The organism is Novosphingobium huizhouense (assembly GCF_020179475.1).
In the GTDB taxonomy this organism is placed as follows: Bacteria; Pseudomonadota; Alphaproteobacteria; order Sphingomonadales; family Sphingomonadaceae; genus Novosphingobium; species Novosphingobium huizhouense.
The window spans coordinates 69,738-96,228 of the sequence record NZ_JAILXZ010000001.1; the positions used below are offsets into that span (position 1 = coordinate 69,738).

The following is a 26,491-nucleotide window of genomic DNA, read 5'->3' on the forward strand; positions in this document are numbered from 1 at the left end:
GGAACCGCTGCGCCCGCCCCGATGGGCCGGAACGCGCGAGACGCCACGATCCTTTGCCCTACCCGCGTTGCGCCCACGAAACAATCTTGCGCGCGCCGGCGAGCACGTCGGCGGCCCGCCTGTTGCCGCAAAGGCACATCGCCCCGCTGCGGCTCGCTCCGCCGCTGCAACCTTGCCGCAACGCACAATTGCGTGTAGGCGCGCGCCCGTATCGCCCTCCTCGCGGCTCGTCGGCGCGCATGGGGCTCCATCCGATTCTCAACCGAAAGCATCCCATGTCGCTGCCCCTGCGCAATATCGCGATCATCGCCCACGTCGACCACGGCAAGACCACCCTCGTCGACCAGCTCTTCCGCCAGTCCGGCACGTTCCGCGACAACCAGCGCGTCGAAGAGCGGGCGATGGATTCGAACGACCTCGAAAAGGAGCGCGGGATCACCATTCTCGCCAAGCCCACCTCGATCGAGTGGAACGGCATCCGCATCAACATCGTCGACACCCCCGGCCACGCCGACTTCGGCGGCGAGGTGGAGCGCATTCTCAGCATGGTCGACGGCGTGATACTGCTGGTCGACAGCTCCGAAGGCGCGATGCCGCAGACCAAGTTCGTCACCGGCAAGGCGCTCGCGCTCGGCCTGCGCCCCATCGTCGTGGTCAACAAGGTCGACCGCCCCGACCAGCGCATCCAGGAAGTGCTCGACGAAGTCTTCGACCTCTTCGTCACGCTTGACGCCAACGACGACCAGCTCGAATTCCCGGTGCTCTACGCCTCGGGCCGCAACGGCTACGCCAGCACCGATCCCGACGCGCGCGAAGGCACGCTCGAGCCGATGTTCCAGCTGATCGTCGACCACGTGCCCCCGCCGAACCTCGACGCCGACGCGCCGTTCAGCTTCCTTGCGACGCTGCTCGATCGCGACAACTTCCTTGGCCGCGTGCTCACCGGTCGCGTCCAGTCGGGCGTGATCCGCGTCAACGACCCGATCCGCGCGCTCGACAGCGAAGGCAAGGTGATCGAGACCGGCCGCGCCTCCAAGATCATGACCTTCCGCGGCCTCGACCGCGTGCCGGTCGACGAAGCGCGCGCAGGCGACATCATCTCGCTTGCCGGCATGACCGTGGCGACCGTCGCCAACACCATCGCCGCGCCCGAAGTCACCGTGCCGATCAAGGCGCAGCCGATCGACCCGCCGACGCTGTCGATGCGCTTCTCGGTCAACGACAGCCCGCTCGCCGGGCGCGAAGGCTCGAAGGTCACCAGCCGCATGATCCGCGACCGGCTGGAGCGCGAGGCCGAATCCAACGTCGCCATCCGCATCACCGAATCTGCCGACAAGGACAGCTTCGAAGTCGCCGGCCGCGGCGAACTCCAGCTGGGCGTGCTGATCGAGACGATGCGCCGCGAAGGCTTCGAGCTCGGCATCAGCCGCCCGCGCGTGCTGTTCGGCGAGGACGAGAACGGACAGCGCACCGAGCCCTACGAGACCGTGATGATCGACGTCGACGACGAATTCTCGGGCACCGTCGTCGAGAAGATGAACCTGCGCAAGGCCGAGATGACCGACATGCGCCCCTCGGGCGGCGGCAAGACCCGCATCACCTTCTCGGCCCCCTCGCGCGGCCTGATCGGCTACCACGGCGAGTTCCTGTCGGACACCCGCGGCACCGGCATCATGAACCGCCTGTTCGAGAAGTACGGCCCCCACAAGGGCAAGATCGAGGGCCGCAAGAACGGCGTCCTCATCTCGAACGGCGCCGGTGAAGCCGTCGCCTACGCGCTCGGGCCGCTCGAGGAACGTGGCATCCTCTTCGTCGGCGTCGGCGAGGCGCTCTACGAGGGCATGATCATCGGCGAGAACGCGAAGCCCGAGGACCTCGAGGTCAACCCGATGAAGTCCAAGCAGCTCACCAACTTCCGCTCGAGCGGCAAGGACGACGCGATCCGCCTCACCCCGCCCAAGATCATGACGCTCGAACAGGCGATCGCCTACATCGACGACGACGAGATGGTCGAAGTCACCCCCAAGTCGATCCGCCTGCGCAAGGCCATCCTCGACCCCAACGAGCGCAAGAAGGCGTCGCGCAAGAAGGAAGCGGCCTAAGGAACACGAAGGGCGGTCCCAAGGGGCCGCCCTTTTGCTTCGAACGCCGGCAGCGCCACCCCGGCCCCACCACCCTCCGAGGAGGTGGCAGCCCGCAGGGCTGACGGAGGGGGCACCAGTCCACCCTCCACCCCATCCTCCCCTGCAAGGGGAGGGGGACCGCCCGCGCAGCGGGTGGTGGAGGGGTAGATGCCCAGCCCGGCGGCTCCGCCGCGGGAGCCTCACGCGCCCCGCTGCGTTCCACCATCATGTCCCGCGCCATCTCCCGCGCCGCGGCGGGCGCCCTCGCCCGTGACCGCTGACGGTCTCGACCTCGTCGCGCGGCTCGCCGCGGCGACCGCCGCCGGAGCCGTCCTCGGCTTCGAGCGATCGTGCCAGAACCGCGCGATCATGGGCTTTCGCACGCTCAGCCTGGTCGCGTTGGCGAGCTGCATCGCGGTGCTCGCGATCGTCCACAGCGGCCTGCCCGAAATGAACGCCGACGCTGCCGGACGCGTCATCCAGGGGGTGCTTTCCGGAGTCGGCTTCGTCGGTGCCGGCGCGCTGATCCGCGGCGGCCAGGGCGGCGAGGTCCACGGCCTCGCCACCGCTGCCAGCATCTGGGTCGCCGCCGCGCTCGGCGCTGCCGCTGCGCTCGCGATCTGGCCGCTGATCGTCGGCGGGCTCGGCCTCGCCCTGCTCGTGCTGGTCGCCGGTCCGCCGGTCGAGCGCCGCATCCGCGACTATGCCCGCGCGTCCCCGGCCGAGGAGGACCGCCGCGATGCGCAATTGCACCCCTGACGGCAGGAGGATTCCCCGCGCATGACGACGCACCTTGCCGACTGGGTCCGCCTGCTGACCCGCGCGGTCGAGTTCACCGGCACCGGGATCATCGCCATCGGCGCGTTCGGCGCGCTCGCGCTGTTCCTCCTGCGCATGGCGAAAGGCGGGACCGGGCGTGACCGTCTGGTCGCCGACTTCCGCTCGGGGCTCGGACGCTCGATCCTGCTCGGCCTCGAATTCCTCGTCGCCGCCGATATCATCAACACCGTCGCGATCGAACCGACGCTCGCCAGCCTCGCCGTGCTCGCCGGCATCGTCCTGATCCGCACCTTCCTCAGCTTCTCGCTCGAGGTCGAGATCGAAGGTCGCTGGCCCTGGCGCCGCGGCGCCGCCCCTTCCGCCGCCGACCCGAAAGCACAAGGCTGACGGCGGGTCGAGCCGGCCCGCCACCTCGATCCTCCCCCTCCGGGGGAGGTGGCAGCCCGCAGGGCTGACGGAGCAGGTTGGACCACGATAGCGATTGCGATCCCACCGAACCCTTCCTCACCGCCAAGGTACATGCGCAGCTTGCGGGAGCAATACGCCGCCGCGCGTGCCGGGCGCCTGTCCTGCGTCGATGCGGCGCTGACGGCGGCGCCGGAGGGGCCGGCTGCGATCGACGCGGGCTTGCGCGAGGACGACGCCGCACGCCCCCTGATCGAAGCAATCCCGATCGAGGCCGGCGCCATCGGGTTCAAGTCCGCGAACGGTGCCGCTGGACCGTGTCAACTCTGTCAACTTGGTGCGCCGGCCGCAGCATTCGCTAGCCTGCGGGACGCCTTGCTCAGTAGTCGGCCGCGCCCCAATTGGCGCTGGGCTGGCGATTGCTCTCGTCCATCTGCGCCGTCATCTGTTGCGGCGCCCCCCGCGTGAGGTCGCGCTCGCCCTTCCCGGCATAGCGTTCGAACTCCTCGGCGAAGCGCTGCGTCAGCAGCGCATCGTCGGTGGCCGGCACCGCGGCGCGCAGCGCGGGAAACCAGTCGTTCTCCTCCTCGTAGATGTGGTGCAGCACCGCGCCCCGGATATGCTCGAGCTTTTCGGCCCACTCGCGGCTTTCGGGGTCGAGCTTTTCCAGCCGCGCCATCTCGATCTTGGTCATGGCCTGCTCCTCGTAGGCCATTGTCGCGTGGGTCTTCTCGCCGTGCTCGGTCAGCGCGGGGTAGAGCACCGTCTCCTCGGCCCCGGCATGGCCGTTGAGCACGAGCGCGAGCTGCTTGAGCGCGCTCGTCCGCTCCTCGGCGGTGGCGGCGGCGGCGACCAGCGCGAAGCTCGCCTCGATCCGGCGATGGTGCTCGAGCGCGAGGCCGAGCCAGTCCCGCCCTTGGGCCATGCTTTCGGCCTTGGCGCGGGCGCGCTGGCGGTCCTCCTCGGTTTCGGGCGGCATGATCTTGGCGGCGATGCGGTCGAGGAACGACATGGAGGCTCTCCTGGCGCCACGGCGGGACGATTGCCGCACGGGCGCTTCCCCCGATCAGCGGGGCGGCGCGGCGGGCGTTCCCTGCGCAACGCCGCAAGGCCCTTCCCCCGCGACCGGACGTTTCCCCGACAAGGCATTGATTAACAAAGATTTCAGCAAGGGTTCAGCGCCAGCGTGCATAGTGCCTCGCAGTTCGCTCCGGCGCCGACGGCACCTTTCCGCCGCCGCAACCCGCCGGGGACCGGAGAAAGCCCATGAACCTTGTGAAGAAGGGCGCGCTCGCGCTCGGACTTGCCGCCTCCACCCTCGCCGCGACCGCGGCGCCGGCGCAGGCCCACGACGGCTACTACGATCGCGGCGGCAGCGGCGGCGACGAGGCCGCCATCGCCATCGGCGCGGGCATCATCGGCCTCGCGCTCGGCGCGGCGATCGCCTCGGACCACGGCGACCGGGGCCCCTACTACCGCGAGCGCGGCTATTACGCCTACCCGCGCTACAACCGCGGCGGGTACTACTACAACGCGCCGGCCTGGCGCGGCGACTATCGCTATCGTGACGACGACCGCTACCGCCATTACCGGGACTGGCGCGGCTACGACCGCGACGGCTGGCGCCGCCGCGGCTGGTAGGCGAACGCGCGCCTGCCGCCCTCTCGCCAAGAAGCGGCGGGAGGGCTATGGCGCGGCGGATGGACCCGTCGGACACTTCCACCCCGCTCGCCCGCGCCACCCCCCTCCCTCGCGCCCTCCCCCTCGAGGGCCTGCGCGTCGCGCTGTTCAGCGGCAATTACAACTACGTCCGCGACGGCGCCAACCAGGCGCTCAACCGGCTGGTCGGCTACCTCCTGCGCCAAGGCGCCGAAGTGCGCGTCTATGCCCCCAAGGTCGCCAACCCGGCGTTCGAGCCGACCGGCGAGCTGATCGGCGTGCCGGCGCTCGCCATTCCCGGCCGCGCCGAATACCGCGTGCCGATGGCACTGTCTCCCCGGGTGCGCCGCGACCTTGCCCGCTTCGCGCCGCAGGTGGTGCACGTCTCCTCGCCCGACATCGCCGCCCACCGCGCGGTGACCTGGGCGCGACGGCGGGGCCTGCCGATCCTCGCCTCGGTCCACACCCGCTTCGAGACCTATCCGCGCTACTACAACATGGCCTTCCTCGAGCCCGTGCTCGAAGCCATGCTACGCCGCTTCTACCGCCGTTGCGACGCGCTCGTCGCCCCTTCGGAATCGATGGCCCAGGTGCTGCGCGACCAGCGCATGAACTACGACATCGACATCTGGTCGCGCGGCGTCGATCGCGACATCTTCAACCCCTCCCGCCGCGACCTCGCCTGGCGCCGCAGCCTCGGCATCGGCGACGACGACGTGGTGATCGGCTTCCTCGGCCGGCTGGTCATGGAAAAGGGGCTCGACGTCTTTTCCGACACGATCGACCAGCTCGAGCGCCGCGGCATCGCGCACAAGGTGCTGGTGGTGGGCGAAGGCCCCGCGCGCGACTGGTTCACCGAGCGCCTGCCCCGGGCGGTCTTCGCCGGCTTCCAAGGCGGCGCCGACCTCGGCCGCGCGGTCGCCAGCATGGACGTGCTGTTCAACCCCTCGATCACCGAAACCTTCGGCAACGTCACGCTCGAGGCGATGGCCTGCGGCGTGCCGGTGGTGGCGGCAGCGGCGACCGGCAGCCAGAGCCTCGTCGACGACCACGTCTCGGGCCGCCTGATCACCCCGGGCGCGGTGCGCCAGTTTGCGGAAGCCCTGCGCTGCTACGTCGAGGACGGCGCCTTGCGCGCGGCCCACGGCGCGGCGGGCGAGGAGCGCAGCCTCGAATTCAGCTGGGACCGGATCAACCAGGCGGTGGCGGACACCTATCTGCGACTGATCCGCCAGAAGAAGAAACGCATGGCCGGCGGCTGAGCGCGGCGCCTCAGCCGAGCACGCCGGCGCGCCGCATCGCGGCGGCATAAGCGAGGAAGAACGCAAGCGCCGCCCAGATCGTCACGACCACCGCCAACGGCGGCTGCTGCGGCGGGGCGAGCCAGGTCATCTGCGAGCCCTGGCTCACCGCAAGGCCCAGCAGCGAGAGCGCGAAGGCGGCCACCGCCAGCCGCGACCGCGCGAGCAGCAGCACCGAGCCGGCGAGCGAGCCCCACACCCCCAGCGCCCAGAACGCGGTGAGCCAGGCCGGGAAGGCCGCCATGTAGGCGATCATGTCCGGCCCCAGCCCCATCTCGCGGAAGTAGCTCTCGGGCTCGAGCTTGCTCATCAGGTAGTCGTAGCAGCCGAAGGCGTTCCACAGCAGGCCGATCGCGGCCACGGCCCAGAGGTGCCAGGGCGCGGCGGCGCGGGGCCGGGCAGGTGCAGTGCGGACCATTGCGGGACTCCCCCCATGCGACAGGGCGCAGGAGACACAATACGCCTCTCCCGCGCCTGCGGCAACGTCAGCCGTCGATCCAGTCGAACGCGAGCGGCGCCTCGCGGAAGGCGAAGCGGTCGAGGTGCCGCGCGACCGCACCCTTGAGCCCGTCGCGCTGCCCCGGCTCGCTCGCTTCGATCGTGCAGATGAGCGCCTCGGGCTCGGCAAGGAAACCGACCACCGCGTCGCCCGCCCAGGCCGCGCCACGGGCATCGCGCGGAAAGGTGACGCGCCCGCGATGCTCGTCGAACTCGACCGCGAGGTTGTGGGCCCAGTGCTTGCACAGCTGCTGGAGGTAGCGCGAGGCGCTGGCGGTCGGCACCCGCGCGGTGCTGGAGCAGGTGGCGGGGGAAGCGGTGTCGGTCATGGCCGTCAGAGCCTTTCAATCTTGCGCGCCGCATCGTCGATGATGTCGGCAATCTGGTGGGCGACGTCCTTGTCGAGCGCGCCGGCAAAGGCGCGCTGGCGCAGCGCGAGCTTGAGGTTGCTCATCGCGCGCAGCACCGGAGGGCTGGCTTCGCGGCCGCGCATTTCGGCAAGGCCTTCGAGGCGAGCGCGGATCGCGGCGATGGCTTCATCCTTGCCCGCGAGTTCGGCACGGCCTTCGTCGGTGGCGGCAAAGGCCTTGCGCGCGCCTTCGCCGGGAACTTCGGCGATCAGGCCTTCGTCGACGAGCAGGTTGAGCGTGGGGTACACAACGCCCGGGCTCGGCGCATAAATGCCGCCGGTCAGTTCCTCGATTGCCTTGATCAGTTCGTATCCGTGGCGCTGCTGTTCGCCGAGCAGGTGGAGCAGGAACAGGCGCAGTTCGCCCGGGGCGAACATCCGGCCCATGCGGCCACCGCCGCGCGGACCCCCGCCATGGCGGCCGCCGTGACGCCCGCCGCCGAAGCCGAAGCCCCCGCCGAAGCCTTCTCCGTCATCGTCGAAGCGACCCGCACCGAAGGCTCCGCCAAAGCCGCGGCCGAACCCAGCCATGGCCATCTTCTTCATCATCCTGTGGCCCATCTGGCCGTGGCGCGGATGTCCGCCATGTTCGAAGCGCATGATAACTCCTAGTTCGATTCGATGGCTCTAAGATATATCTTTAAACACTCTTTGCAAGGGCAAGGATGCAATTCCCCATCGCAGGTCCTATGTGGGAGAGGACGCCATGGCCGACCTTTTCGCCCCGCCCCCGCAGGATACGCCCCGCCCCGCCGCCGATGAGGCCGCTCCGCTGGCCGACCGGCTGCGTCCGCGCGAACTTTCAGAAGTGATCGGGCAGGAACACCTGACCGGCGCGGACGGCGCGATCGGGCGGATGGTGGCGGCGGGCAAGCTTTCGAGCATGATCCTGTGGGGTCCGCCGGGCACCGGCAAGACCAGCATCGCCCGCCTGCTCGCCGATGCGGTGGGCATGCGCTACGTGGCGATCAGCGCGGTGTTTTCGGGCGTGGCCGACCTGAAGAAGGTGTTCGCCGAGGCCGAGGCGATGGCCCAAATGGGCGGGGGCGCCGGCCGCAAGACACTGCTGTTCGTGGACGAGATCCACCGCTTCAACCGCGCGCAGCAGGACGGCTTCCTGCCCTTCGTCGAAAAGGGCACGGTGACGCTGGTCGGCGCGACGACCGAGAACCCGAGCTTTGCCCTGAACGCCGCGCTCCTTTCCCGCGCGCAAGTGCTGATCCTACACCGGCTGGACGCCGAGGCGCTGGGCGCGCTGCTGTCGCGCGCCGAAGAGCACACCGGCCTGCGCCTGCCGCTGACCCCGGCGGCGCGCGAGGCGCTGATCGCATCGGCCGATGGCGACGGGCGCTTCCTGCTGGGGCAGGCCGAGACGCTGTTCGACGTATCGCTGCCCGAACCGCTCGATCCCGCTGGCCTTTCGAAGTTCCTGATGCGGCGCGTGGCGGTCTACGACAAGGATCGCGACGGGCACTACAACCTGATCAGCGCGCTGCACAAATCGCTGCGCGGATCGGACCCGCAGGCGGCGCTCTATTACCTGGCGCGGATGCTGGTGGCGGGCGAGGAGCCGCTCTACGTGCTGCGGCGGCTGGTGCGCTTTGCCAGCGAGGACGTGGGCCTGGCCGATCCGCAGGCGCTGGTGCAGTGCCTTGCCGCCAAGGACGCCTACGACTTCCTCGGCAGCCCCGAAGGCGAACTGGCGATCGTGCAGGCCTGCCTCTACCTTGCCACGGCGCCGAAATCGAACGCCGCCTACACCGCGCAGAGGGCGGCGTGGAAGTCGGCGCGCGATACGGGATCGCTGAGCCCGCCTGCCAACATCCTCAACGCGCCGACCAAGCTGATGAAGGACATCGGCTATGGGAAGGACTACGCCTATGACCACGATGCCGAGGACGGCTTTTCGGGCGCGGACTACTGGCCCGAGGACATGGCGCCGCAGACCTTCTACCGCCCGGTGGAACGCGGGTTCGAGCGCGAGGTGAGCAAGCGGCTCGAATGGTGGGACAAGAAGCGCCGGGAGCGCGGGTGAGGCCCGACAGCATGGTCGATTTCGATGTTTTCGCCTGCGTCGACTGGTCTGGCGCCGCCGTGGCGCGCCCGCCCGGACTGGCCGTCGCATGGTGCGAGCCCGGACGCCGCGCGCCGGTGCTGCTGCGACCCGACAAGGGCTGGTCCCGCATCGGCGTGCTCGATTGGCTGCAACGCCACGCGGCGGGCGGCACGCGCATGCTGGTCGGCCTCGATCTGTCCCCTGCCCTGCCGTTCGCCGATGCCGGCGCCTACTTCCCCGGTCAGGAGGAGAGCCCGGCAGACGCCCCGGCCTTGTGGGCCATGATCGACCGGCTCTGCGCCCACGAGCCGCACCTTGCCGCCTCGTCGTTCCCGTTGCGGGACCGCTTGCGTGACCATTTCCGCAATCGCGACCAGACCGGTAGCGCCTTCGGCGGCGGAGCCGGACGGTTCCGTATGGTCGAGCACCGCCAGCGCCTCGCCGGGGTCAGTCCGGTCAGTTGCTTCAATCTCGTCGGCGCCGCGCAGGTCGGCAAATCGAGCCTGACCGGCATGCGCATGCTGCACCGGCTGGAGCGAGCCATCCCGGTCTGGCCGTTCGACCCCGTTCCGGCCAAGGGCCCGCTGGTCGTCGAAATCTACACCTCGATCGCGGCGCGCGCCGGGGGGATGCGCAAGGGCCTCAGCAAGGTCCGCGATCCGCAAACGCTCGACGCAGTGCTGTCCGCGCTCGACTCCGATCCCCATCGTCCGTTGGACAAGTACGACGACCACAGCACCGACGCGATCCTCACCGCGGCGTGGTTGCGCAAGGTGGCGCACGACCCCGCCCTGTGGCGCCCCGCCGGCCTCACGGACGAGATTGCGCGCACCGAGGGCTGGACCTTCGGCGCAAGGTAAGGCTATGCGCATGGCGCACCGCACGGTGGGCCGGCTTAGCACAGTGGTAGTGCAGCGGTTTTGTAAACCGAAGGTCGGGGGTTCAAATCCCTCAGCCGGCACCAATCCCCAAGGCGTAGCGAACACCCTCGAGCCTTCGATGCGCAGCGGGGCTGCATGGGGATGGACTGGCGCCCGAAGGCCTCAAGCGGCGATCGAGCGCGGGATCGGGACATGCGGTGCTCGCGGCGGCATTTACACGGTTGACCAGCCCTTCCCTGCCCCCTATGTGCGCCCCCTACCCCGCGCATGGGCATCGAGGCCCGGCGCGCTTTTGGGGCGGAGTAGCTCAGTCGGTTAGAGCAGCGGAATCATAATCCGCGTGTCGGGGGTTCGAGTCCCTCCTCCGCTACCATCTCGCCAGACCTTGCGCACCGCCGACGCTGGCCGAAGGCAATCTTCGGTCGGGAACACGGCGCGCTCACGCGCTGTGCGTCGGCTGGAGCATCGGTTCGCCGGCAGGTTCGGCCACGAGCGCGCGCAGCGCGCGCAACACCGCCTCGAACTGTGTATCGGGGATCTCGGCATAATCGTGATCGCAATCGACCGCGATAACGGCCGCATGGGCCGGGAGCATTGCGTTGAGGTCGGTCGGGGCAGGCGCGTATTCGTCAGATCTTCCTTGGACGATCAGCAGGGGTTTGGTCGTCGAAGCAAGGTGCCGGGTGCGGTAGCTCTCCGGCCCCGACCGGGGATGCATGAACGGGTAGCCGAAGCAGCAGATGCTGGCGATCTTGGGATTTGCCGCGATTTTCGTGGCGGAGATCCCGCCCGCCGAATGGGTGATGAGGTGGACCCGGGCGAACGGGGCGCGCTCGAGAAAGCGGTCGAGCTCACGCGCCACGGTGAACGGCTTCGGCCGGAACGAGGCGGCCACGAAGTCCCAATGCGGCTTGGTCCACACAACCATCGCCGCCTTGACGACAAAGCGCATGATGCGGTGGTGCAGACGGTGCCGCGGCCCCGCGCTCGCCGCGATCCTGGGCGCCAGCCGCGCCAAGCGCTCGTCGATCTGATCCAGCACCTGGACGCGCGCGGGGACGAACGACATGACCGAGAAGCGGCCGTCGGCAAGCGCCTCTGCCAACTTGGGGAAAACTTCGGATCGCTTCTCGCGATTGCTTCGTCCGACGAAAACGATCCCGACAGAGCTGACCATTCTCCAGTGATACCATATGCTTGCCTGCCGTAGAACCTCCCGCGACGCGCCATCAGCGTCGCCCGCGGAAGGTCCAGGCGCCAAGCTTCTGCCAGGGGCCGCCGAAGTACCGGTGAAGTTCGAGCCCGGCGAAGGCGAAGTCGCGGGGGCGGAACTGCGCGGCGAGCGCGGCCTGCAGCCTGCGCGCCTCTGCCGCAGTGACCTTGTTCTGCACGGTTACGTGGAGCCGCGGGGCATGACCGTCCTGCCCGGTCAGCAGGCCGTGGAAGCGTTCGGCGATGGCAGCGCGCAGATCGAGCATCGCGGGGCTGGCGATGGCAAAGGCGGTGCCGCCGCCAAGGTTCATGATCGCTTCGAGCCGCGCCGGCGGCGGCGGGGTTTCGGCGCAAAGGCGCGAGAGCACCGAGCGCGCCTCGTCCTCAACCATCGCCGGCAGCGCGTGGAACAGCGTGACGTGGGCGGCCAGGTAATTGCGCTCGGGCGGGAAGTGCGCGCGGCGCAAGCCCTCGGCCCAGCCCTGAAGGTCGTCGGGCAGCGTGGCGGTGATCACCAGCGGCGGGCGCGCGGGAAGGTCGCGAGCGGTCACGGCGCGCCCCCCGCCCGATCAGCCGCCGCGCCCGCCGCCATGTCAGCCGGCGCGCAGGGCCTCGAGCACCTTTTCCGGGCTGGTCTCGCCATAGGGATCGTCGTCGGCGCCTTCGTCGTTGATGCCCGGTTCCTCGAACCAGGCGGTCACCCGGTTGTCGTCGATGATCGCGGCATAGCGCCACGAGCGCAAGCCGAAGCCCAAATGGTCCTTGTCGATCAGCATGCCCATGCGGCGCGTGAAGTGGCCCGAGCCGTCGGGCAGGAGCTTGACCCGCTCGAGCCCGAGGTGCTTGCCCCACTGGTACATGACGAAGGCATCGTTGACCGCGATGCAGTAGACCTCGTCGGCGCCCGCCGCGCGCAGCTCGTCGTAGAGCCGCTCGAAGGCGGGGCATTGTTCGTTGCTGCAGGTGGGGGTGAAGGCGCCGGGCAGCGAGAACAGCACCACCTTCCTGCCGGCGAAGGCGTCGCGCACGCGCAAGTCCTGCCAGCGGAAGGGGTTGTCGCCACCGACGCTTTCGTCGCGAACGCGGGTCTTGAGGACGACGTCGGGGATCTGGCGGTCGATCATCGCAGGAGGTCTCCTTCGGGCGGGCACGCGCAGGGCGAGCACCGGCGGTTGCCCGCTCAATGCGCGCCCACCGCGCCGGGTTCCTAAGCCGGTTGCGGGAGAGCCGAATCAAGCATCGCGCCAATCGAAGGCGTGCGGAATTGGTGAAATTTACAGCAGCGTTGCGCCTCACTAAGTATTAATCCATATTCGCTGCAATCGAACACGGTGAAAAGGACCGCCATGACCCGCCAAACCCGGATCATCATGCTGGCCGGCCTCGCGCTGGCCGCGCTGCCCGCGCCGGTTCTCGCCCAGGCGATCGGTTCGGGGTTCGGCGCGCTTGCCTCGATCGCCCCGGCCGACTTCCATCCGGCGGGCAAGACCGACAGCATCGCGCCGATGTCGCTGCAGAACCCCGGCGCCGCGCCGGGGATGCCCGAGACCTCGGTGCGGCTCAGCACCGGGTCGTCGCGCGCGGTGATCCAGGTCAACGACAACCGCGTGCTGACCTACAACTACAACACCCTTGTCAACGCGGGGAACGGGGCCGAGCCTGCGGGCGTCTCGCTGCGTGCGGGCGGAGTGGTGATTCCCTCGGCCGCCACCGGCAGCGCGGTGATCGTCTCGCTCGTCGCCAACTGAGCGCGCGCCCGCCGAACTATCGTTACCCAATCCTCTCCGCACCCCCGGTGATGCGCCGGAGGGCGCGCTTCGGCTTTGTGCAGCGACGCCGGCCCTAGACCCGCAGCACCGCGATCCGCGCGGTGGAGGACAGGGTCATGCACGCAGCCGGATCGGTGCGGAGCGCCGCGGTCGGCTTGCTCTGCGCGCTCGCGCTGGCAGGAAGCGCGCAGGCGCAGACGGCGGCCGCCGGTGCAGGCGCCGGTGCCGGCGCCGGCGGAGCAGCGCCTGACATGGCGAGCGCGTGGGACTACGCCTCGCCCGGGGGCGTGTCGATCATCGTCGGCAACGGCTTCGAGACGACGCCGGGCGGCTCGTCCTCGTCGGGCGGCAACGGCACCCCGGCGTTCCGCTCGAGCGCGCCGCTCACCGGCAACCGGGCGCGCACTGCGCCGGCGCGGCTGATCCGCACCGTGCTGCTCGACAGCGTCGGCGACAACACCGCGCGCGCCGTGCAGCAGGCGATCGCGCCGGTCCTCGCCACCACCATGTCGATCACCGGCGATGGCCTGCCCGGCCTGTTCACGCCGCCGCCCGCGCCGTCCGTGCCCGCGCTGCCGCCGGTGCCCGAAGGCGCGATCGGCAGCGGCGCCACTCCCTCGCCCGCCGAATTCGCGCGGGGCGATGCCGCGTTCTTCGCCGCGACGGTCACCGCGGTGACGATCAACGCCAGCCAGGCGGCGCGCTACCACGAGATGGCGCAGCCGGTGATCTACCCGGTGGCCGGCATCATGACCCCGCAGATCGCCGAGCAGATGCTCGCGCTCGCCGACCGCCTGCCCGGCGAATCGCCGCGGGGCATGCCGCTCGCCGAAGTGCTGGCGAACAATATCGCTGCGGTGACGCAACAGGTCGCGCGCGGGGTGTTCGTCGCCGATGGGACGCACGTGATCGGCATCCCCAAGGGCTGATCGCAGGAAGCGCGCGTCAGAGCTCGCCGCGGGCGCGACGGATGGCGAACCACTTGGCGACGTTGGCGTTGTGCTGCGGCAAAGTGTCGGCAAAGACGTGGCCGCCGGTGCCGTCGGCGACCATGTAGAGCGCCTTGGTCTGCGCCGGGTGCAGCACCGCCTCGATCGAATCGCGCCCCGGATTGGTGATCGGGCCTTCGGGCAGCCCGGTCATGGTATAGGTGTTGTAGCCGTTAACCGCCTGGATTTCCGACTGGCGGATGCGGCGGCCCAGCGGCTTGCCCTTGGTGATCGGGTAGATGATCGTGGGATCGGCCTGGAGCAGCATGCCGGTGCGCAGGCGGTTCGAATAAAGCCCGGCGACCATCTTGCGTTCCGATGGCTTGCCGGTCTCCTTCTCGACGATCGAAGCGAGGATCAGCGCTTCGCGCGGGGTCCTGGCTACCGTGTCCTTGCCGCGCGTGGCCCAAAGCTCGGCGAGGGTACGGTCCATCGCCTTCTGCATCCGCGCAAGCAGCGCGGCGCGGGGTTCGCCGCGCTGGAAATCGTAGCTGTCGGGCAGGATCGAGCCTTCGGCGATCTCGCCCACCGGCCCGGTCAGCAGCGGCTGGGCGAGCAGGCGCTCGCGCACCATCACCGCAGGCATGCCCTCGGGCACGGTGACAAGGCGCTGGGTGACGCCTTCCTGGCCCTGGAGGATGCGCAGCACCAGCGACCCGCTGGCGCCGGCGGGAATGGTGAACTCGCCCGCCTTGATCGGCTCCTTGCCGCCGAGCAGGCGCGCGCGGGCGCGGAAGGTTGCCGCCGAGGCGACGACGCCTTCGCGCTCGAGTTCCGGCGCGACACTGCCGAGCGAAGCGCCGGAGGGCACCACGAACGCGGTCTCCTTGCCCAGCGGCCCGGGGCCGTACCAGCCGTAGAAGAAATGGACGAGCCAACCCGCGACGACCAGCGCCACGGCAAGGGCGAGGATCGCGAGCTTGCCGGGACGCTTCTTCACGCGCGCTCTCCTGTTCCTGTGGCGGGCCAAAGCCCGCCTCAGATCGCCTTGACGATGACGCTGGCGTTGGTGCCGCCGAAGCCGAACGAGTTGTTCAGCGCCGCGCGCACGGTGCGCTTCTTCGCCACCAGCGGCACGAGGTCGACGCCCTCGGTGCCTTCGTCGGGGTTATGCAGGTTGAGCGTGGGCGGAACGATCTGGTCGCGGATGGCGAGGATGCAGAAGATCGTCTCGACCGCGCCGGCACCGCCCAGCAGGTGGCCGATGGCCGACTTGGTGCTGCTCATCGACGCGCCCGACAGATCATCGCCCAGCACGCGCTTGACCGCAGCGAGCTCGATCGTGTCGGCCATGGTCGAGGTGCCATGGGCGTTGACATAGTCGATGTCGCCCGCCTCGAGCCCGGCCTTGCGCAGCGCCATGCGCATCGCGAGTTCGGCGCCCTTGCCTTCGGGGTGCGGCGCGGTGACGTGGTAGGCATCGCCCGACAGGCCATAGCCGACGACTTCGGCGTAGATCTTGGCGCCGCGCGCCTTGGCGTGCTCGTATTCCTCGAGCACGACGACGCCCGCGCCCTCGCCCATGACGAAGCCGTCGCGGTCCTTGTCGTAGGGGCGGCTGGCTTCGGTCGGGCGGTCGTTGAAGCTGCAGTTGAGCGCGCGCGCCTGGGCGAAGCCGGCAACACCGAGCGGATTGATCGTGCTTTCGGCACCGCCCGCCAGCATCACGTCGGCATCGCCGTCCTTGATCATGCGCGCGGCATCGCCGATCGAGTGCGCGCCGGTCGAGCAGGCGGTGACGACGGCGTGGTTGGGGCCCATCAGGCCGTACTTGATCGAGACCTGGCCCGAGATCAGGTTGATCAGGCGGCCGTGGACGAAGTGGGGGGACACGCGGCCCGGCCCCTTTTCGTGCAGCACGATCGATTCCGATTCGATGCCCGGAAGCCCGCCGATGCCCGAACCGATCGAGCAGCCGGTGCGCATCTTGAGGTCGTCGTCCATGTCGACGAGGCCGGCGTCCTCGAGCGCCTGGCCCGCCGCATCGATGCCGTAGACGATGAACGGATCGACCTGGCGCTGGATCTTGTGGTCGACGCGCTTGCCCGCATCGAAGCCGTATTCGTGATCGGCCGGCTTCACTTCGCAGGCGATCAGGCACTTCTGGCCGGTGGTGTCGAACCGGGTGATCGGCCCTGCCCCGGACTTGCCGGCGAGCAGGTTGGCCCAGGTGGTCTCGACGTCCGCGCCGAGCGGGGTGACGAGGCCAAGACCGGTTACGACGACACGACGCATATTGTGCTCCGAAACGACTATGCAGGTTCAGGTAAGCCGAAGTGACCAAACGGCAAGGCGCGAGTGCCCGTGCCTGCGATCAAAACGGCCCCGGAAGGATCAACGGGCCGGAAAGACAACAGGCCCAACCCGTCCGGGCTGAGCCTGTCGAACCCCCGTCCCCCGCCTGCCGCGCCGATCGGGCCGGCCGCTGAGGACTGGCAACAACAGGCGCGGGGCGAACGGGGTCTATCGGCGAAACGCCGGGCGATCAGCCCTTGTTTTCGTCGATGTACTTGATCGCGTCCGAGACGGTGGCGATCTTCTCGGCCGCATCGTCCGGGATCTCGACGCCGAATTCTTCCTCGAACGCCATGACCAGCTCGACGATGTCGAGCGAGTCGGCGCCCAGGTCGTCGATGAAGCTGGCGTCTTCGGTGACCTTCTCGGCCTCGACGCCCAGGTGCTCGACGACGATCTTCTTAACGCGGTCGGCGGTATCGCTCATTATTATGCCCCTTTGAGGAACTGTGTTGGGTATCTCGATCAGCCCATCGCCCTAATGGGCGCAGGGCAGGCTGGCAAGTGGCAGGCTGCGGCTCTCGACAAACGGTCGCTGTCGGCGGGCCTCAGGCCTTGGGCTGTTCGACCGTGCGCAGGCTCAATTCGCGCAGCTGCTTGGGCTCAGCCGGCGTGGGCGCGCCCATCAGCAGGTCCTCGGCGCGCTGGTTCATCGGGAACAGCGAAATCTCGCGCAAGTTCTGCACGCCGCAGATCAGCATGACGATGCGGTCGACGCCCGCCGCCATGCCGCCGTGCGGCGGCGCGCCGTACTGGAAGGCGCGGTAGAGGCCGCCGAAGCGCTCCTCGACGTCGGCCTTGGTCAGGCCGACGATCTCGAACGCCTTGACCATCGTCTCGGGGCTCTGGTTGCGGATCGAACCCGATGCGATCTCGTAGCCGTTACAGACGAGATCGTACTGGAACGCCTTGATCGTCAGCGGATCCTGGTTGGTCAGCGCGTCCATCCCGCCCTGCGGCATCGAGAACGGGTTGTGGCTGAATTCGACCTTCTTGTTGTCTTCGTCCCATTCGTAGAACGGGAAGTCGACGATCCAGCACAGCTCGAAGCGGTCCTTGTCGATCAGGCCGAGCTGTTCGCCCACGCGTGTGCGCGCCGCGCCCGCCAGCTTGGCGGCCTGTTCTTCCTTGCCCGCGGCGAAGAAGCAGCCGTCGTCCGGCCCGAGGCCCAGCGCGTCATAGAGCGCGGCCATGCGCTCCTCGCCGTGGTTCTTGGCGATCGGGCCGCCGAACACGCCGCCCTTGCGGGTGACGTAGCCGAGCCCTGCGTGACCTTCGGCGCGGGCCCAGTCGTTCATCTCGTCGAAGAATTTGCGGCTCTTGTCGGCGGTGTTCGGCGCCGGGATCAGGCGAACCTTGCCGCCTGAACCGACGATCTTCTCGAACAGGCCGAAGCCCGACTGGGTGAACTCGCCCGTCACGTCGCGGATGATCAGCGGGTTGCGCAGGTCCGGCTTGTCCGAGCCGTACTTGAGCATCGCATCGTCGTAGGCGATGCGCGGGAAGCTGCCGGTGGGGGTGACCGACTTGCCGTTGGCAAACGCCTCGAACACGCCACCGATCACCGGCTCCATCGTTTCCCAGACTTCCTCCTGGGTGACGAAGCTCATTTCAAGGTCGAGCTGGTAGAACTCGCCCGGCAGGCGGTCGGCGCGCGGGTCCTCGTCGCGGAAGCAGGGCGCGATCTGGAAGTAGCGGTCGAACCCTGCGACCATCAGCAACTGCTTGTACTGCTGCGGCGCCTGCGGCAGCGCATAGAACTTGCCCGGGTGGATGCGGCTCGGCACGAGGAAGTCGCGCGCGCCTTCGGGGCTGGACGCGGTCAGGATCGGCGTCGAATACTCGGTGAAGCCTGCATCCTCCATGCGCCGGCGCATGTCGCGGATCACCTTGGTGCGGGTGACGATGTTGGCGTGGAGCGTTTCGCGGCGCAGGTCGAGGAAGCGATAGCGCAGGCGGATATCCTCGGGGTACTCCTGCTCGCCGGCGACCGGCAGCGGCAGTTCTTCGGCGGCCGAGATCACCGTCGCGGCGCGGGCGAAGACCTCGATCTCGCCGGTCGACAGGTTCGGGTTGATCGTCGCTTCGTTGCGCGCCTTGACCTCGCCCTCGATGGTGACGACGCTTTCGACGCGGACGCCTTCGAGCACCGAGAGCGCGGGGCTGTCGCTGTCGGCGACGATCTGGGTGATGCCGTAGTGGTCGCGCAGGTCGACGAACAGCACGCCGCCGTGGTCGCGCTTGCGGTGCACCCAGCCCGAGAGGCGGACGGCCTGTCCGACGTCACCGCGCACGAGCGCGCCGCAGGTGTGGGAACGATAAGGGTGCATCGAAACTCTTTCCAATCGCCCTGCAATCGGGCAGGGACACGGGCTGATATCACGGGCGCGGCCAAGAGGCGATGGCCGCGGTTTTGTCAAGCCGAAGGCCCCGGACGGGGCCACCACGAAGGGCGGGCCGGAGCGATCCGGTCGCCCCAATACAGAAAAGAACGATGAAGATACACCCGCTGATCACCACGAGCGATGCGCTCGCCGACTTGTGCGAGCGACTGGCCAAGGCCAAGTTCGTCACGGTCGACACCGAGTTCATGCGCGAGAACACCTACTTCCCCGAGCTCTGCCTGGTGCAGATCGCGGACGAGAACGAGGCAGCCGCGATCGACCCGATGGCGCCGGGGATCGACCTGTCGCCGCTGCTCGACCTGCTGGTCGACAACGAGGACGTGCTCAAGGTCTTCCACGCCGGCGGGCAGGACGTGGAGATCATCTACAACCTGACCGGCAAGACCCCGCACCCGATCTTCGATACCCAGATCGCGATGATGGCGATCAGCCAGAGCGAGCAGATCGGCTATTCCAACCTGGTGGAAAGCTGGCTCGGCTTTTCCATCGACAAGGGCGCGCGTTTCACCGACTGGGGGCGCCGCCCGCTGACGGAGCGGCAGATCGAATACGCCATCGGCGACGTCACCCACCTCTCCAAAATCTTCCCCAAGATGCTCAAGCGGCTGATCAAGACCGGCCGCGGCGAATGGCTCGACATCGAGATGGAGAAGCTGGCGGACCCGGAGAACTACCGCAGCGATCCCGACACGGTGTGGCAGAAGATCCGCGCGCCGAGCCGCAACGCCTCGGTGCTCGGGCGCCTCAAGGCGCTCGCTGCCTGGCGCGAGGCCGAGGCGATGGACAAGAACATCCCGCGCGGCCGGATCATGCGCGATGAAACACTGGCCGACATCGCCAGCCACCCGCCGCGCGAACAGGCCGAACTCGCCAAAGTGCGCGGTCTCTCGGCCGGGTGGAAGGACAACGACATCGGCCGCCGCCTGATGCAGTGCCTCGAGGCGGCAAAGCCCCTGCGCGACGACGAAATGCCGCCGCGCACCCCGCGCGGGGCGCCGCTCGGCAAGGAAGGCGCGCTGGTCGCCGACCTGCTCAAGCTGCTGCTCAAGATCCGCAGCCGCGAGATCGACATCGCCGCGCGGCTGCTCGCGCGCAGCGACGATCTCGAACTGCTCGCCGCCGGGCAGCGCAAGAACCTGCCCATCCTCGAAGGCTGGCGCTTCGAGCAGTTCGGTCGTGATGCGCTCGAACTGGTCGAAGGCAAGCTCGCCTTCGCGGTGGTCAAGGGCAAGCTCAAGATGGCGCACATCGACAAGATCGGCGGCGAGCGCGAGACGCCCGCCCCGGTCGTCGAGGACGACGAGGATGCGCCGCTGTTCGTCGCCGAAGGTACGCCCGACGGATCCGCCACCGAGACGGAATGAGCACCTACCTTCCCACGCTCAAGCAGCTGCAATACCTTGTCGCGCTGCACGAACACGGCCACTTCGGGCGCGCCGCTGATTCGTGCTTCGTCTCGCAGTCGACGCTTTCGGCGGGCCTGCGCGAACTCGAATCGCTGCTCGGCGTGACGCTGGTCGAGCGCACCCGCCGGGTGGTGCGCTTCACGCCGCTCGGCAACCAGGTCGTGGCCAAGGCGCACCGCCTGCTGCGCGAGGCCGAGGAACTGTCCGAGCTGGTGCAGAGCCACGGCGCGCCGCTGGTCGGCGAATTGCGGATGAGCGTGATCCCGACGATCGCGCCATTCCTGCTGCCGCGCATCCTGCCCCGGCTGCGGCAGGAGCGGCCGCAGCTCAAGCTGTTCCTTCGCGAGGAGCCGAGCGCGGCGGCGATCGAATCGCTGCACCACGGCCGCGCCGACTGCGTGCTGCTCGCGCTGCCGTTCGCCACCGGCGAAGTCGAGGTCGAGCACCTGTTCGACGACCGCCTGTTCGTGGCCTTCCCCAAGGACGACCCGCGCGACCCGCCCGAGGTGGTCAGCCCTGCGGTGATCGACGAAAACCGGCTGCTGTTGCTCGAGGACGGGCACTGCCTCAAGGAACACGCGCTCGCCGCCTGCAACCGGCCCGAACTGCGCGCGAGCGCGGGCGTGATCGGCACGTCCTTGCACACGCTGGTGCAGATGGTCGACAATGGCCTTGGGCTCACCATGCTGCCCGAAATGGCGATCGAGGCGGGCATCCTCCACGATACGCAGATCGTCGCGCGGCCGCTCAAGGCCGACCACGCCTTCCGCGAGATCGCGCTGGTCTGGCGCCGCAACAGCCCGCGCAGCGCCGAGTTCCGCCTGCTCGGCCAGGAGCTGCGGGCGGGCTGACCGCGCTACGCAGAACTACGTGCGGGGCTGCGCATCGGCGGATCATCCCACGCCTGCTAGGCAGGCGGTCATGGCCATCGTCGACAAGTCGCTGTTCCGCGCCACCCCGGTGCCGCGCCCGCGCCGCCGCAAGGTTCTGGCGCCGGTCGTGCTGACGCGCGAGGACGGATCCACCTGCAGCGTGGTGGTGGAAAACGTCTCGGCGAGCGGGGTGCTCGCCCGCTGCGCGCAGGGTGCCCCGCCGGTCGGCGCGCAGGTGCGCATCGCGCTTCCCGACATCGCGCCGCTGTGGGGCGTGGTACGCTGGGTCGAGGACGCGCGCTTCGGCATCGAGGTCGATCCGCGCAGCGCCGCCGCGCCGGGGGCCGCGGGAGGCGAGGCAGGCGAGCCCGGCAGCGATGCCAACGAGGCGCCGCCGGCGCACCCGTCGCCGCCGCCGCGTCGGCTGGGGGGCTGATGGCCCGGCCGGGCGCCGGTCCGGCCGCCCGCCCGTCGCGGTCAATCCATGTGCTTGAGCCCGACGCGCAAGTAGTCCCAGCCGGTGATGACGGTGAGCACCGCCGCCGCCCACAGCGTCGTCAGGCCCACCGTATGCGGCACGTTGATGACCAGCCCCGCCACCGCCATGGTCCAGCCCGGCAGCGCATGGCCGAGGATCAGGGCGCCGAGGCACACCATCTGGAACGTGGTCTTCCACTTGGCGAGGCGCGACACCGGGACCGAGACCTGGATGCCGCCGAGGAATTCGCGCAGGCCCGAGACCGCGATCTCGCGGATCAGGATGACGAGCCCGGCGATCACGTGCATGTCGCCCACATAGGGCCCGCGCAGCACGCCCTGCGCCGACAGCACGAGGATCACCGCCGCGACCATGATCTTGTCGGCGATCGGATCGAGAAACACGCCGAGCTTGCTCACCGTCCCCTGCGCGCGGGCGAGATAGCCGTCGAAGTAGTCGGTGATCCCCATCAGGCAGTAGATCGCAAAGCCCAGGCCATAGCCGAGCGGCCAGTCGGGCCACCACAGCAGCGCCGCGAGCAGCGGCACGGCGAGGATCCGCGACAGCGTCAGCAGGTTGGGCAGGGTCAGCATCGTGCGCGGTCGGGACATGGGCCGGCCTTAACCCCGCCGCGCTGTGGTTGAAAGCATCAGATGCCTCTTGCCCATGCCTGCCATCGGGTTATGGGTCTGCGCGCTAAACGGGATGGTGACAAGACGCGAATGACGACCTCCACGCACCTCGTCCGCCAGCGGCGGTTCCTGCCGCTGTTCGTCACCCAGTTGCTCGGCGCGTTCAACGACAATCTCTACAAGAACGCGATGGTGCTGTACGTCGTCTATTCGATCTACAGCAGCGAGGCGGCCGAGGCGCGCTTTTCGGCGATCGCCTCGGCTCTGTTCATCCTGCCCTTCTTCCTGCTCTCGGCGCTCGCCGGGCAGCTGGCCGACATGCGCGACAAGGCGAAGATCATCCGTTTCGTGAAAGCCTGCGAGATCGGCATCATGCTGGTCGGCGGCGGCGGCCTGTTCCTCGCCTGGCAGGGCGTGGCGGTGCAGACCTTCGCGATCCCGCTGATGCTCGCCGCTTTGCTGGCGATGGGGGTGCACTCGACCTTCTTCGGCCCGATCAAGTACGCCATCCTGCCCCAGCACCTCCACGGCGACGAGGTGCTCGCCGGCACCGGGCTGGTCGAGGCGGGGACCTACATCGCGATCCTTGCCGGCACGATCCTCGCCGGCTGGATCCCGGTCGAGGTGGCCGCGATGGTGGTCGTGGCGACGGCGGCGGTGGGCTGGCTCGCCGGCCGCCAGGTGCCCCCGGCGCCGCCGCAGGTCGAAGGCCAGGCGCTCGACTTCCACGTGATCCGCTCGTCGATCACGCTGGTGCGGATGACCATGCGCCACCCGCGCGTGTTCCTCGCGATCGCCGCGATCAGCTTCTTCTGGACCGTGGGCGCGGTGCTGTTCATCCAGTTCCCCCCGCTCGCCAAGAACGTGCTCGGCGCCAGCAAGGAAGTCGCCAGCCTGTTCCTGGTGGTGTTCTCGATCGGCATCGCGATCGGCTCGGTGTCGATCAATGCGCTGCTCAAGGGAACCGTATCGGCACGCTATTCGCCGGCCAGCGTCATCGTGATGGGACTGTTCGTGGTCGCCTTCCACTTCGTCTGCCGCGGCTGGATCGAGCCGGCCGGCGGCGCGCTGATGGACGTGCCGACCTTCGTCGTGCACCCCCACGCGGTGCCGCTGCTCGCCTGCCTGCTCGGCATCGCCATCGCGGGCGGAATGTTCGTCGTGCCGCTCTATGCCTTCCTCACCACCGTGGTCGACAAGTCGGAAACGGCGCGCACGATCGCGGCGAACAACATCGTCAACTCGGGCGCGATGGTGGTGGGCTCGGTGCTCGCGGTGGGCCTCAGTGCAGCGAAGGTCGCGCTGGTCGACCAGTTGCTGCTCGGCGCCGCGATGTGCCTCGTCTCGGCATGGCTCGGATGGCTGCTCTATCGCGCGGAAAAGGCCCATCCCGGCGAGATCGAGCACCTGACGCAGTAAGCGCGGGCAGCCCGCGCGCCGCCGGTCAGGACAGGAACAGCATCACCGCGGTGAAGCAGGCGCAATAGGCCATCAGGAAGTCCTTGACGTCCTGCAGTCCCAGCTTGCGCCCCTCGACATCCTTCGAACGCAGTTCGGCCCGGCGCATGCATTCCAGCACTTCGGGTTCGAACACCGGCAGGCGCGCGAAGACGTGGGCGGGCAGCGTGCGACGGAACGGATGTCCGGCAAGCTCGGGGTTGAGGGCACGGAAGCTCGTCATGGCCCAAGGTTAACGCATTGTTTACGATTTGGTATCCCGGCCCACGCGAAAAGTTGCTCCAGTCCCGCTCCGGCACAGGATCGCACAGGAACCGAAATGGATACGAAAAAGGGCCGCCCCGCGGGGACGGCCCTTTCGCCGGTTTCCGACGGGCGCAAGCCTCAGACGGCGTCGCCGAGCGCGCCCTTGACCTTGCCCGAAACGTTCTGCGCATCGCCCTTGAGGCTCTGCGCCGCGCCTTCGTTCTTGAGGCTCTGGTCCTCGGTCACTTCGCCCGCGACCTGCTTGGCGGCGCCGGCGATCTTGTTGCCCGCGGCCTTGGCGCGATCGGTCAGTTCACCCATGTCGTAGCTCCTTGCGTTACCGGCGGAATTGGCATCGCCGGTTCGACAGGACTACGAACGAGCGCGTCAGATCGTTCCGCCGGCCATCTCCAGCACCAGGGCCCATTCGGACGGGCGCACGGCCGAGACCGACAGGCGCGACAGCCGCAGGAGCTCCATCTCGGCAAGCGCGGGGGTGGCCTTGATCGTCTTCAGCGTGACCGCATCGGCGAGCTTGACCACCGGCTTCACCTTGACCGCCGCCCACTTGCCGTCGGGGTCGGTCGGATCGACGAGGCCGCCCTGACTGATCGTGGCGATGCCGACGATCTCCTTGCCGATGTTCGAATGGTAGAAGAAGGCAAGGTCGCCCACCGCCATCGTGCGCAGGTTGCGCGCCGCGAGATGGTTGCGCACCCCGTCCCAGGTGCCTTCGCCTTCGGCGACGAGGTCGTCCCAGCTGTAGACGTCGGGTTCGGACTTCATCAGCCAGAGCTGCTTGCCCGCGATGTCCGGCCCGTTGATTTTGGTCATGAATACCCCGTCGAATCCCGCTATCGACGCCCCTTACGCCAAGACGCGCCAACAGGAAAACCATGCCCCTCGAGACTCTCCCCGTGCTTTCGCTCGCGAGCGACCCGGCCGACCTTTCGCGCGACCTCGGCGAAAGCTTCAGCACCTTCGGCTTCGCCATGGTCCGCGACCACGGGCTCGACCCGGCGCTGGTCGCGCGCGCCTGGGACCTCACCGCGCGCTTCTTCGCCCTGCCCGAGGACGAGAAGCGCCGCTATTTCCTCGCAGGCCAAGGCGGCGCGCGCGGCTACACCCCGTTCCGCACCGAGATCGCCAAGGGCGCCAAAGTCCACGATCTCAAGGAGTTCTGGCACGTCGGCCGGACCCTGCCCGCAGGCCATCCGCTCGCCGGGCCGTCGATGCCGGCCAACGTCTGGCCCGAGCGGCCCGAAGGCTTCCGCGAGACCTTCGAGGCGCTGTTCGAGGCCCTCGACCGGGTCGGAGCGACGATCCTGTCGCGCATCGCGGTGTGGCTGGGGCTCGACGCGCACTGGTTCGACGGTCCGATCGAGGATGGCAATTCGGTGCTGCGCCTGCTGCACTATCCGCCCGTGCCCGATGCCGAGGAAGGCGCGATCCGCGCCGGCGCGCACGAGGACATCAACCTGATCACGCTGCTGCTCGGCGCGCACGAAGCCGGGCTGCAACTGCTGACCAGGCAGGGCGAATGGATCGACGTCGCCCCGCCCGAAGGCGCGCTGGTGGTCAACATCGGCGACATGCTGCAGCGCCTGACCAACCACGTGCTGCCCTCGACCACGCACCGCGTGCGCAACCCGCTGGGCGAGCGCGCCGCGCACAGCCGCTATTCGATGCCGTTCTTCCTGCACCTGCGCAGCGACTTCCGCTTCGAAACGCTGCCCGGCTGCATCAGCGCCGACAATCCCGACCGCTATCCTGTCTCGATCACTGCCGACGATTACCTGCAGGAACGCCTGCGCGAGATCGGCCTCAAGAAGTAGGTCAGAACCGCGGCTTGCGGCGTTCGCGGAAGGCGGCGAGGCCCTCGGCGAAGGCCGCGCCGCCGAAGCCTGCGTCGAACGCCGCGTCGTGCGCCGGATCGTGGCCTGTGGTGTCGCCGGCGCTGTCCCCCAGCGTCGCCTTCATTGCAGCCACGCTGGCGGGCGCATTGGCGGCGATTTCGCTCGCAAGCGCGCGCGCAGCGGCGAGCGCATCGGTTTCGACCTGCTCGACGAGGCCGATGCGCATGGCTTCGTCCGCGCCGATCCGCCCTGCCCCGAACAGCAGCCGCGCCGCCTGCCCCCGCCCGACGAGCGCGACGAGGCGGTTCACGTCCTCCTGCGGGTAGGAGATGCCGAGCTTCGCGGGGGTGATCGCGAAGACGGCGGATGGCGCAGCGATGCGGATGTCGCAGGCGAGCGCCAGCGCCACCCCGCCGCCGAAGCAATCACCCTCGACCAACGCGATCGTGGCGAGCGGCAGCGTCTGCAGCGGGTCCATCGCCGCGCGCATCGCGGCGCGGAATTCTGGCCGGAGTTCGGGCTCGTTGGCCAGGCGGCCGATCTCGCGCAGGTCCGAGCCGGAGCAGAAGCTGCCCGCCACGGCCGAGCGCAAGACGATGACCCGCGCGCCCTGCGCGTGGGCCGCAGCTGCCGCGTCGGCAATCGCGCGCCAGTCGTCGAGCCCCAGCGCATTGCGCGTGCCCGCACGATCGAGCACGATTTCAGCGACATGGCCGGCGATGTTGCAATCGATCATGAACTTGCTCCCCCGGATGGGTGCG

At 68.9% G+C, this 26,491-nt stretch carries 30 protein-coding genes and 2 tRNA genes; 16 read left to right on the forward strand and 16 right to left on the reverse strand.

Annotated features, from left to right (window positions below):
- The first annotated feature begins 281 nt into the window (after nt 1-281).
- The 3 genes from typA to K3A85_RS00340 all read left to right on the forward strand — a co-directional run bounded on the left by typA (nt 282) and on the right by K3A85_RS00340 (nt 3,290).
- Complete coding sequence (gene typA / locus K3A85_RS00330) at nt 282-2,102, forward strand: translational GTPase TypA (RefSeq protein ID WP_225205976.1); 1,821 nt, start codon at nt 282-284, stop codon at nt 2,100-2,102.
- A gap of 291 nt (nt 2,103-2,393) precedes the next feature.
- The gene (locus K3A85_RS00335; protein ID WP_225204507.1) at nt 2,394-2,882 is read left to right on the forward strand and encodes an MgtC/SapB family protein; all 489 of its coding nucleotides are present in this window, start codon (nt 2,394-2,396) and stop codon (nt 2,880-2,882) included.
- A gap of 21 nt (nt 2,883-2,903) precedes the next feature.
- Nucleotides 2,904-3,290 carry a DUF1622 domain-containing protein gene (locus K3A85_RS00340; RefSeq protein ID WP_225204508.1) on the forward strand — a complete coding sequence of 129 codons (387 nt, stop codon included), beginning with the start codon at nt 2,904-2,906 and terminating at the stop codon, nt 3,288-3,290.
- Between the two features lie 397 nt (nt 3,291-3,687).
- Here the strand turns inward: K3A85_RS00340 and K3A85_RS00345 are convergent, their stop codons facing one another.
- Nucleotides 3,688-4,320, reverse strand: coding sequence for a hemerythrin domain-containing protein (locus K3A85_RS00345; protein ID WP_225204509.1), 633 nt, complete (start codon nt 4,318-4,320; stop codon nt 3,688-3,690).
- A 254-nt stretch (nt 4,321-4,574) separates the two neighbouring features.
- On the opposite strand from K3A85_RS00345, the gene K3A85_RS00350 reads away from it, so the two are divergent.
- Both K3A85_RS00350 and K3A85_RS00355 read left to right on the forward strand, forming a co-directional pair.
- Nucleotides 4,575-4,949, forward strand: coding sequence for a hypothetical protein (locus K3A85_RS00350; RefSeq protein WP_225204510.1), 375 nt, complete (start codon nt 4,575-4,577; stop codon nt 4,947-4,949).
- Between the two features lie 59 nt (nt 4,950-5,008).
- A complete protein-coding gene (locus K3A85_RS00355; protein ID WP_225204511.1) occupies nt 5,009-6,229 on the forward strand; it encodes a glycosyltransferase family 4 protein in 1,221 nt (406 codons plus the stop codon).
- Nucleotides 6,230-6,239: 10 nt separating this feature from the next.
- Here the strand turns inward: K3A85_RS00355 and K3A85_RS00360 are convergent, their stop codons facing one another.
- The 3 genes from K3A85_RS00360 to K3A85_RS00370 form a co-directional block, all read right to left on the reverse strand.
- On the reverse strand, nt 6,240-6,686 hold the full coding sequence (locus tag K3A85_RS00360) for a hypothetical protein (RefSeq protein ID WP_225204512.1): 447 nt from the start codon (nt 6,684-6,686) through the stop codon (nt 6,240-6,242).
- A gap of 67 nt (nt 6,687-6,753) precedes the next feature.
- Nucleotides 6,754-7,095, reverse strand: coding sequence for a DUF2218 domain-containing protein (locus K3A85_RS00365; protein ID WP_225204513.1), 342 nt, complete (start codon nt 7,093-7,095; stop codon nt 6,754-6,756).
- A 5-nt stretch (nt 7,096-7,100) separates the two neighbouring features.
- Complete coding sequence (locus tag K3A85_RS00370; protein ID WP_225204514.1) at nt 7,101-7,775, reverse strand: PadR family transcriptional regulator; 675 nt, start codon at nt 7,773-7,775, stop codon at nt 7,101-7,103.
- Nucleotides 7,776-7,881: 106 nt separating this feature from the next.
- Between K3A85_RS00370 and K3A85_RS00375 the strand changes: the two genes are divergently transcribed.
- From K3A85_RS00375 to K3A85_RS00390, 4 genes are all read left to right on the forward strand, one after another.
- Nucleotides 7,882-9,210, forward strand: a complete 1,329-nt coding sequence (locus K3A85_RS00375) for a replication-associated recombination protein A (RefSeq protein WP_225204515.1) — start codon at nt 7,882-7,884, stop codon at nt 9,208-9,210.
- Nucleotides 9,207-10,091, forward strand: coding sequence for a hypothetical protein (locus tag K3A85_RS00380; RefSeq protein ID WP_318248053.1), 885 nt, complete (start codon nt 9,207-9,209; stop codon nt 10,089-10,091). The genes K3A85_RS00375 and K3A85_RS00380 overlap by 4 nt, the downstream gene beginning before the upstream one ends.
- 29 nt (nt 10,092-10,120) lie before the next feature.
- Nucleotides 10,121-10,195, forward strand: a tRNA-Thr gene (locus K3A85_RS00385).
- A gap of 213 nt (nt 10,196-10,408) precedes the next feature.
- Nucleotides 10,409-10,485: transfer RNA gene (locus K3A85_RS00390), tRNA-Met, on the forward strand.
- A 66-nt stretch (nt 10,486-10,551) separates the two neighbouring features.
- On the opposite strand, the gene K3A85_RS00395 is transcribed toward K3A85_RS00390, so the two are convergent.
- The 3 genes from K3A85_RS00395 to K3A85_RS00405 all read right to left on the reverse strand — a co-directional run bounded on the left by K3A85_RS00395 (nt 10,552) and on the right by K3A85_RS00405 (nt 12,448).
- Nucleotides 10,552-11,217 (reverse strand): alpha/beta family hydrolase, encoded by a 666-nt coding sequence (locus tag K3A85_RS00395; RefSeq protein ID WP_225204516.1) that lies wholly within the window; start codon nt 11,215-11,217, stop codon nt 10,552-10,554.
- 124 nt (nt 11,218-11,341) lie between these two features.
- Complete coding sequence (locus K3A85_RS00400; RefSeq protein WP_225204517.1) at nt 11,342-11,875, reverse strand: 2'-5' RNA ligase family protein; 534 nt, start codon at nt 11,873-11,875, stop codon at nt 11,342-11,344.
- Nucleotides 11,876-11,917: 42 nt separating this feature from the next.
- Nucleotides 11,918-12,448 (reverse strand): peroxiredoxin, encoded by a 531-nt coding sequence (locus K3A85_RS00405; RefSeq protein WP_225204518.1) that lies wholly within the window; start codon nt 12,446-12,448, stop codon nt 11,918-11,920.
- A 222-nt stretch (nt 12,449-12,670) separates the two neighbouring features.
- Here K3A85_RS00405 and K3A85_RS00410 point away from each other — a divergent pair, with 222 nt between their 5' ends.
- The gene (locus tag K3A85_RS00410; protein ID WP_225204519.1) at nt 12,671-13,072 is read left to right on the forward strand and encodes a hypothetical protein; all 402 of its coding nucleotides are present in this window, start codon (nt 12,671-12,673) and stop codon (nt 13,070-13,072) included.
- A gap of 137 nt (nt 13,073-13,209) precedes the next feature.
- Nucleotides 13,210-14,022 carry a hypothetical protein gene (locus tag K3A85_RS00415; RefSeq protein ID WP_225204520.1) on the forward strand — a complete coding sequence of 271 codons (813 nt, stop codon included), beginning with the start codon at nt 13,210-13,212 and terminating at the stop codon, nt 14,020-14,022.
- 16 nt (nt 14,023-14,038) lie between these two features.
- Here K3A85_RS00415 and mltG read toward each other — a convergent pair whose 3' ends face one another.
- The 4 genes from mltG to aspS all read right to left on the reverse strand — a co-directional run bounded on the left by mltG (nt 14,039) and on the right by aspS (nt 18,707).
- A complete protein-coding gene (gene mltG, locus K3A85_RS00420; RefSeq protein ID WP_225204521.1) occupies nt 14,039-15,022 on the reverse strand; it encodes an endolytic transglycosylase MltG in 984 nt (327 codons plus the stop codon).
- Nucleotides 15,023-15,060: 38 nt separating this feature from the next.
- A complete protein-coding gene (gene fabF, locus K3A85_RS00425) occupies nt 15,061-16,317 on the reverse strand; it encodes a beta-ketoacyl-ACP synthase II (protein WP_225204522.1) in 1,257 nt (418 codons plus the stop codon).
- 250 nt (nt 16,318-16,567) lie between these two features.
- Nucleotides 16,568-16,804 (reverse strand): acyl carrier protein, encoded by a 237-nt coding sequence (locus tag K3A85_RS00430; protein WP_169492034.1) that lies wholly within the window; start codon nt 16,802-16,804, stop codon nt 16,568-16,570.
- Nucleotides 16,805-16,925: 121 nt separating this feature from the next.
- Nucleotides 16,926-18,707 carry an aspartate--tRNA ligase gene (aspS, locus tag K3A85_RS00435; protein ID WP_225204523.1) on the reverse strand — a complete coding sequence of 594 codons (1,782 nt, stop codon included), beginning with the start codon at nt 18,705-18,707 and terminating at the stop codon, nt 16,926-16,928.
- 164 nt (nt 18,708-18,871) lie between these two features.
- Here aspS and rnd point away from each other — a divergent pair, with 164 nt between their 5' ends.
- From rnd to K3A85_RS00450, 3 genes are all read left to right on the forward strand, one after another.
- Complete coding sequence (rnd, locus tag K3A85_RS00440) at nt 18,872-20,146, forward strand: ribonuclease D (RefSeq protein ID WP_225204524.1); 1,275 nt, start codon at nt 18,872-18,874, stop codon at nt 20,144-20,146.
- Nucleotides 20,143-21,039, forward strand: coding sequence for a hydrogen peroxide-inducible genes activator (locus K3A85_RS00445; protein WP_225204525.1), 897 nt, complete (start codon nt 20,143-20,145; stop codon nt 21,037-21,039). Before rnd ends, K3A85_RS00445 begins: the two co-directional genes overlap by 4 nt.
- Nucleotides 21,040-21,109: 70 nt before the next feature.
- Nucleotides 21,110-21,496, forward strand: a complete 387-nt coding sequence (locus K3A85_RS00450; RefSeq protein ID WP_225204526.1) for a signal transduction protein — start codon at nt 21,110-21,112, stop codon at nt 21,494-21,496.
- Nucleotides 21,497-21,537: 41 nt separating this feature from the next.
- Here K3A85_RS00450 and pgsA read toward each other — a convergent pair whose 3' ends face one another.
- Nucleotides 21,538-22,131: a CDP-diacylglycerol--glycerol-3-phosphate 3-phosphatidyltransferase gene (gene pgsA, locus K3A85_RS00455; protein ID WP_225205978.1), complete on the reverse strand. Its 594-nt coding sequence runs from the start codon at nt 22,129-22,131 to the stop codon at nt 21,538-21,540.
- Between the two features lie 129 nt (nt 22,132-22,260).
- On the opposite strand from pgsA, the gene K3A85_RS00460 reads away from it, so the two are divergent.
- Nucleotides 22,261-23,589 carry an MFS transporter gene (locus K3A85_RS00460; RefSeq protein WP_225204527.1) on the forward strand — a complete coding sequence of 443 codons (1,329 nt, stop codon included), beginning with the start codon at nt 22,261-22,263 and terminating at the stop codon, nt 23,587-23,589.
- Nucleotides 23,590-23,614: 25 nt separating this feature from the next.
- Here the strand turns inward: K3A85_RS00460 and K3A85_RS00465 are convergent, their stop codons facing one another.
- The 3 genes from K3A85_RS00465 to K3A85_RS00475 form a co-directional block, all read right to left on the reverse strand.
- Nucleotides 23,615-23,851, reverse strand: a complete 237-nt coding sequence (locus K3A85_RS00465) for a hypothetical protein (protein ID WP_225204528.1) — start codon at nt 23,849-23,851, stop codon at nt 23,615-23,617.
- A 161-nt stretch (nt 23,852-24,012) separates the two neighbouring features.
- Nucleotides 24,013-24,195 carry a CsbD family protein gene (locus K3A85_RS00470; protein ID WP_225204529.1) on the reverse strand — a complete coding sequence of 61 codons (183 nt, stop codon included), beginning with the start codon at nt 24,193-24,195 and terminating at the stop codon, nt 24,013-24,015.
- A gap of 66 nt (nt 24,196-24,261) precedes the next feature.
- Nucleotides 24,262-24,708 carry an EVE domain-containing protein gene (locus K3A85_RS00475; RefSeq protein ID WP_225204530.1) on the reverse strand — a complete coding sequence of 149 codons (447 nt, stop codon included), beginning with the start codon at nt 24,706-24,708 and terminating at the stop codon, nt 24,262-24,264.
- Between the two features lie 62 nt (nt 24,709-24,770).
- Between K3A85_RS00475 and K3A85_RS00480 the strand changes: the two genes are divergently transcribed.
- Nucleotides 24,771-25,709: an isopenicillin N synthase family dioxygenase gene (locus tag K3A85_RS00480; RefSeq protein WP_225204531.1), complete on the forward strand. Its 939-nt coding sequence runs from the start codon at nt 24,771-24,773 to the stop codon at nt 25,707-25,709.
- Between the two features lies 1 nt (nt 25,710).
- On the opposite strand, the gene K3A85_RS00485 is transcribed toward K3A85_RS00480, so the two are convergent.
- Entirely contained in the window at nt 25,711-26,466 is a 756-nt protein-coding gene (locus K3A85_RS00485; protein WP_225204532.1) for an enoyl-CoA hydratase/isomerase family protein, read from the reverse strand.
- Between the last annotated feature and the right edge of the window lie 25 nt (nt 26,467-26,491).